General features: G+C 37.5%; 2 protein-coding genes. One reads left to right on the top strand and one right to left on the bottom strand.

Annotation, left to right across the window (positions count from 1 at the left end; translation table 11 throughout):
* Nucleotides 1-88: 88 nt before the first annotated feature.
* A complete protein-coding gene (locus ACFQ3N_RS18560) occupies nucleotides 89-940 on the bottom strand; it encodes a metallophosphoesterase (RefSeq protein ID WP_390364416.1) in 852 nt (283 codons plus the stop codon).
* A 159-nt stretch (nucleotides 941-1099) separates the two neighbouring features.
* Between ACFQ3N_RS18560 and fadH the strand changes: the two genes are divergently transcribed.
* Entirely contained in the window at nucleotides 1100-1867 is a 768-nt protein-coding gene (gene fadH, locus ACFQ3N_RS18565; protein ID WP_390364418.1) for a 2,4-dienoyl-CoA reductase, read from the top strand.
* Nucleotides 1868-1975 lie beyond the last annotated feature (108 nt).

The following is a 1975-nucleotide window of genomic DNA, read 5'->3' on the forward strand; positions in this document are numbered from 1 at the left end:
CGTCTGCTACCAAAAGTGACGATTACCCAAGAAGCCCCCACTTCAAGCAACCCGTAAGGGTGGTAAGAGGTGGGAGTAGTTCACGAAATCAATTGTTTGTTAATGTAAATACATGTAATTCAGGTTTGCATAGGAAACGATATGGTAACCGGGTAGTTCCAATTCCCCTATTTACATAAAGGTGTAGCTTTTCATTATGAAGAATGTGTTTCCCTTGAACATACTTTTCTGCATAGGCAGGTGTATATAGGTGGCCAATAAAAGGGAATCTTACTTGACCACCATGACTATGCCCTGAAAGCTGAACATCTATTGGGAAATGTTTGGTAGTGTCAGCAAAGTCAGGTTCATGGGCAAGTAGTAATGTAAACAGATTTGAGTCAGCATTATTTAATGCTGTATCCAAGTTAGGTCTTCCTAGCATTAAATCGTCTACACCAGCCAGTGTTATTTTGGCATTATTTACACTAATAGTAGCATGCTCATTCTTTAGAAGTTTAAAATTTGCTTTATCCATGACATTACGGACAATATCTGTACCATAACCTCCATGATCATGGTTACCATAAATCCAGTATTTACCGTGAGGTGCATCTAATCCTCCAAGTATATCCACTAGTTTTTCATTCCAATTGTACGTATGGGGTTCATCTACAAGGTCCCCTGTAAAAACAATTAAATCAGGATTTTGTTCGTTAATTTTGCTCACAAGTGTTTGCAATTGTTCAAGTGTATAGTTAAATCCGATATGTGTATCTGAAAACTGAACGATTTTAAAATGATTAAATTCATTAGGGATTTTTGTATTTAATATAGTTTCATTACTTATTTGAAGAAGACTCGGCTCGATTTCACGTGCATAGTAATAGGATCCGCCACTTAAACCTACGATGGTTAAGAAACTCCCAAGTGCTTTTTTTAAGAATGATCTTCTGTTCATAAATGTCAAACCTCTCTTTAAAAATACGATAAATGCATTATAGCATGGAATGGATAGGTGTAACGTGTGAAAAATATACTAAATTATCTGTTCGTTTTTTGACAATTTTTATGCGAACCAATAACATCAATTGTAGTAACCATAAATTAGGGGGAACGTATGAAAAATAAAACAGTAATTGTAACTGGAAGCTCAAGCGGTATGGGGAAGTATATGGCAGAAAAATTTGCAATGGAAGGTGCAAATGTTGTTATCACTGGTAGAAAAGAAGACAAATTAAATGCTGTAAAAGAAGAATTAATGCTTAAAGCTACCGGGGACATTTTTAGTATTCCGATGGACGTTAGAAAACCTGAAGATGTGGAACGAATGGTAGAACAAACCGTTGCAAAATTTGGATCTATTGATCATTTAGTGAACAATGCTGCAGGGAATTTCATCAGTAGGGCTGAAGACCTTTCGATTAATGGTTGGAATTCTGTAATTGACATCGTTTTAAATGGAACATTTTACTGTAGTAGGGAAGTGGGGAAGTACTGGATTGAAAATGATAAAAAAGGAACCATTTTAAACATGGTAGCTACATATGCATGGAACGCTGGAGCAGGTGTCATTCATTCTTCAGCTGCTAAGGCTGGTGTTTTAAACATGACTCGAACGTTAGCCGTCGAATGGGGTGCCAGATACGGGATACGTGTAAATGCTATAGCACCAGGACCAATTGAGCGGACTGGTGGTGCCGAAAAACTATTTGAATCTGAAAAAGCAGCTAAGCGTACGATTAACTCTGTACCATTACAACGATTAGGTAAACCAGAAGAAATTGCAGAGTTAGCATACTTTTTGTTATCTGATAAGGCAGCATACATTAACGGTGAAGTAGTAACAATGGACGGAGGACAATGGCTTAACAAATTTCCTTTTTAAAAGAACAAAAGCTCGAAGCACCCTGGCTAAGATCCCTAAAAATTTAACGTACTTCCGAAAGAAGTCTCCCTCTTCAAGTGTGTGAAGGGCGTAGCCCAACGGTAAGGG

It is taken from the genome of Virgibacillus byunsanensis, from assembly GCF_042675965.1.
GTDB classification, from domain to species: Bacteria; Bacillota; Bacilli; order Bacillales; family Amphibacillaceae; genus Virgibacillus_R; species Virgibacillus_R byunsanensis.

What these genes read in the sequence shown, in the direction of transcription:
- ACFQ3N_RS18560 (WP_390364416.1), bottom strand. Translation starts at nt 940, where the DNA reads ATGAACAGAAGATCATTCTTAAAAAAAGCACTTGGGAGTTTCTTAACC.
- fadH (WP_390364418.1), top strand. Translation starts at nt 1,100, where the DNA reads ATGAAAAATAAAACAGTAATTGTAACTGGAAGCTCAAGCGGTATGGGG.